2 protein-coding genes are annotated in these 2,212 nt (G+C 65.7%); both read left to right on the top strand.

Annotated elements, in window-relative coordinates; genetic code table 11:
- On the top strand, nucleotides 1–583 hold a 583-nt coding region (locus tag HMPREF1137_RS10565; protein ID WP_009054346.1), incomplete at its 5' end, for a gamma-glutamyl-gamma-aminobutyrate hydrolase family protein.
- 419 nt (nucleotides 584–1,002) lie between these two features.
- Complete coding sequence (gene add / locus HMPREF1137_RS08455; RefSeq protein WP_034497510.1) at nucleotides 1,003–2,019, top strand: adenosine deaminase; 1,017 nt, start codon at nucleotides 1,003–1,005, stop codon at nucleotides 2,017–2,019.
- The last annotated feature ends 193 nt before the right edge of the window (nucleotides 2,020–2,212 follow it).

Below are 2,212 nucleotides of genomic sequence, written 5' to 3'. Positions count from 1 at the left end.
TCACTGGTACCGCGCCGATCGCGGACAGATCGCCCTCGTCGACTACGCCGTGCGCACGGGCACCCCGCTGCTGGGGATTTGCCGCGGCATGCAGATCATCAACGGACGCAAACCCGTCCTCAAAGCAACCGAGACGCACGACCGCGCCTACAGGGAACGCGACCAGCACCTACAGTGGCGGCAGGCTGCCCTCGGTTTCAACGGGTACGGAGGCGCGACCAAGAATGACGGCGAAGGCGAGTATGAGCGCGTCCACATGGACAACGACAGCCTCTACAAGGGATACGCGCGCTCGACTGGCGCTCACGCTGGACGCACCCCCGGACAAGCACACAAAACGCCCGGCGTGAAGCCACCCGAACACATGCGCAAACCCGGCACCGACAGTGGTGAACTGTTCGCCGTGTGGGAGGGCCGCAAACGGTCACTACCACCCGACTGGGAGAAAAGCAGCCTACGCGCAACCCTAGAGGCCACATCCGCGCCTCCCCCTCCGCCGCCCGCGACCGGGAGCAGCGTTCCACCGCCACCGCCCCCACCCGCGCCTCCCGCCCCGCCGGTACCACCACCGCCCGCACAGTAACCGGCAACACAAAAAAGGGGGGGGAGACCACGCGTCCACCCCCAACCGGCAAGGCCGGAACATACAGCAAAAGCCCCGCAGACACACCCAACACCCTCATCAAGGGGGCTGGGTGAGCGTCTGCGGGGCTTTCGCACGCCTAAGCGCACTCGCCCACGAAAACGCGTCAGAAGCGCATACAGCGAATCTTATGGCAACGGTGAGCGCCACGTGTGAGACGTGACCGAACATGCGGAGACATCTAAGTCACGCCACCATGCGCGAGCACGCCAGACACGCGAGCGCATCCACCTAGTTCTCGAACCACGTGAACGGCGGCCGTCGTGTCGGCCCGTTCGCTATGTGACTTCCTTTCGCGCGGGGCGGGTGGAGTGGGACAATTGTTCCGCGACACCCGCCCCGTTATCTGTGGAGGACACATGAGCACCGACGTGACCCGCGACTTCGCCTTCGGACTGCCCAAGGCCGAGCTGCACCTGCACCTGGAAGGCACCCTCGAGCCCGACCTGAAGCTGGCCCTGGCCCGCAAGAACGGCGTCGACATCGGTCAGTCCACGGTCGAGGAAGTCCAGGCGACCTACCGGTTCAACGACCTCACGTCCTTCCTGGCCGTCTACTACCCGGCCATGGACGTTCTCCAAGACGAGGACGACTTCCACGACCTGGCCGCCGCCTACTTCGAGCGCGCTCGCGCGAACGGTGTCGTGCGCGCCGAATGTTTCTTCGACCCGCAGGCCCACACCTCGCGCGGCATCGCCATCGAGACGGTCATCCGCGGCTACTATCGCGCCGTCGTCGAGGCCCGCGAGGCCGGCCTGTCCGCCGACCTCATCCTGTGCTTCCTGCGTGATATGAGCGCCGAGTCCGCACTCGAGACGCTCCAGGCAGCGCTGCCCTACAAGGAGATGTTCATCGGCGTCGGGCTCGACTCCGACGAGCGCGACAACCCGCCCACGATGTTTGCCGAGGTCTTTGCCCTGGCCCGTGAGGCCGGCCTGCACGTGACGATGCACTGCGACATCGACCAGGTCGGCTCGATCGACAACATCCGCGCGGCGCTCACCGAGCTGGGTGCCGAGCGTCTCGACCACGGCACGAACATCGTCGAGGACCCCGAGCTGGTCGCCTACGCCCGTGACCACGGCATCGGCCTGACCTCGTGCCCCCTGTCCAACTCCTTCGTCACCGAGGAGATGAAGGGCAAGGAGATCGTCGAGCTGACCGCCGCGGGCGTGAAGGTGAGCGTCAACTCCGACGACCCCGCCTACTTCGGCGGATACGTCGGCGACAACTACCTGGCGCTTGCCGAGCGTTTCGACCTCGGCCGCGAGGACCTGGAGCGCATCGCCCGTAACTCCATCGAGATCGCCTGGATCTCAGATGACGAGAAGGCTGAGCTGCTCGCCCGCGTGGACCGCTTCGTGTCCGAGAACTGACCATCGACGAACGAGGCCGGGGCTAAGGGGCGTGAACGCGCGGATCAGCCCCGGCCTCGTCGTCCGTGGGGGAGCGCTATTCTCACGTTGCACGCGGGGTGGACACGAGCTGTCACAATTGGCCACCCCGTGAACGCACCCGGCACGGTGGCTGCGAGACTGCAAAGATAGTAACCATGACGAACCACACGAA

The organism is Actinomyces sp. ICM39 (assembly GCF_000282935.1).
GTDB classification, from domain to species: Bacteria; Actinomycetota; Actinomycetes; order Actinomycetales; family Actinomycetaceae; genus Pauljensenia; species Pauljensenia odontolytica_B.
The sequence above is the reverse complement of the archived record's forward strand: the minus strand, read 5'-3'. Positions and strand labels throughout refer to the sequence as shown.

Excerpts from the sequence above, each read along its gene's own strand:
- add (WP_034497510.1), top strand. The coding sequence starts at position 1,003 with ATGAGCACCGACGTGACCCGCGACTTCGCCTTCGGACTGCCCAAGGCC.